Source organism: Anaerobium acetethylicum (assembly GCF_900096945.1).
Classification (GTDB): Bacteria; Bacillota; Clostridia; order Lachnospirales; family Lachnospiraceae; genus Anaerobium; species Anaerobium acetethylicum.
On record NZ_FMKA01000092.1, the window covers coordinates 1 to 1,750 of the forward strand.

Here is a 1,750-nt window from a genome sequence, read left to right on the forward strand (position 1 = left end):
GGGTCAATCATTTTTTTCGTGGGATTGCCACCACGTAATGTATTGATTTGTTACGCCCCCCTTGACCGGATGGAAAAGCAATGCTGTTCGTTTATCACCGACGGCGAAGAACTCAAGAACAATCTTCTTTTTCTTCGTCAAGCCACATAGTGTAGCATTGTTTTTCCATCCCCTCAAGGGCAAGCCCCTTCGGGATGGCTGGTTTATACCTCTGGCTCAGTAGCCTAAGAACAATCTTATATTGTTTCATTACAATTGAATAAAAAAGGATCTTCCTATAAGATTGAATTGTGTCCTGGACAGATACAACAACCCAATCTAAAGGAGATCCTCTATCATGGATTATATACGAAACAGCGAAAATGGACAATTAGTTTTTACTCAATCTATAGAATTTTTAAGAATTCCTTCCTGTTTGTATGGATTCATGAATCATACTACAACTACTGAGATGACTGCATCCGGTCGTACTGCTTTCTGTTTTCATGGTGAACTTGATGCTAGTGAAGACGATATCATCTGCCACTGTGGCTGTAAGATGCATGTAAACAACCATCCTGGTATTACACTGAGGCATCTTCCTTTTGGTGGATATCTTAGCCAGGTGCAGTTTAATCGCAATCAATATGTATGCCCTAAATGTGGTAAAACCAGAATGCAGTTTATCTCTTTTAAGGCACCGGCTCACCGTATTACAGAAGAATTGTATCAGTATACCCGTGATCTTCTGGCAACTGGAAACTATACCAATAAAGAAGTAGCTGAGCTTACAGGTCTTGGTAAGAATACAGTCAAAGACATTGATAAACAGCGTCTTCAGGAACTTTATACAATCGATGGAACAAAGCTAATCAAACCGGAACGTAAGGCAAAGTTTCTCGGTATAGATGAATTCAAGCTTCACAATGGTTACAAGTATGCCACTCATATCATAGACATGGAAACTGGTCACGTGTTATGGATTGCCAATGGCAAGAAAAAGCAGGTAGTCTATGACTTCATCGAGCATGTAGGGCTTGAATGGATGGACAGTGTGGAAGCCATCGCATGTGATATGAATTCTGATTTTCAGGAGGCTTTTGAGGATAAGTGCCCTCATATCCAACCTGTATTTGATTACTTTCATATCGTTAAGAACTTCAATGACAAGGTTGTCAGTGAAGTTCGCAAGGATGAACAGCGTCGTCTGCTTGCTGAAGGTGATGACGAAGCAGCACGTTCTCTAAAGAAGACCCGCTACATCCTTATGTCTTCCAGAAAAACGTTAAAACGTAAGGACCAGGATGCCGCTGATGAAAGAGTTATCTCAAAAGGAAGTCCTATCTTTGGTACAGAGGATTACATCCGTAAGGGTGGTCATGAAGAAAGATATGATGAACTGCTTAGCCAGAACAAGCTGCTGTTTACACTTGATCTCATCAAAGAGAGTTTAACTCTTGCGTATTCTCGTAATGATGAAGCACGCATGTCTGAGGATATTATCTCTATCATGGATACCTGTAAATCAACTAAAAACGAGCACCTTATGTGGTTCAGAAGGTTATTGGACAATCACTTTGAGGGTATCATAGCTCATGCAACATATGACATATCAGCTGGTAAGATTGAGGGTATAAACAACAAAATCAAAACATTAAGACGACAGGCTTACGGATATCGTGATGATGAATACTTCTTCCTTAAACTGTTTGATATCAGCAGGAAGACTTATGTCAGAAATCCTTTATCCCACAAAATTTGTGATTGAGCC

At 40.2% G+C, this 1,750-nt stretch carries 1 protein-coding gene; it reads left to right on the plus strand.

The genetic code is table 11. The annotated features are described in order from the left end of the window. Positions 1-337: 337 nt before the first annotated feature. Positions 338-1,747 carry an ISL3 family transposase gene (locus tag BJR36_RS19910; protein WP_091237172.1) on the plus strand — a complete coding sequence of 470 codons (1,410 nt, stop codon included), beginning with the start codon at positions 338-340 and terminating at the stop codon, positions 1,745-1,747. The last annotated feature ends 3 nt before the right edge of the window (positions 1,748-1,750 follow it).

Excerpts from the sequence above, each read along its gene's own strand:
- BJR36_RS19910 (WP_091237172.1), top strand. The coding sequence starts at position 338 with ATGGATTATATACGAAACAGCGAAAATGGACAATTAGTTTTTACTCAA.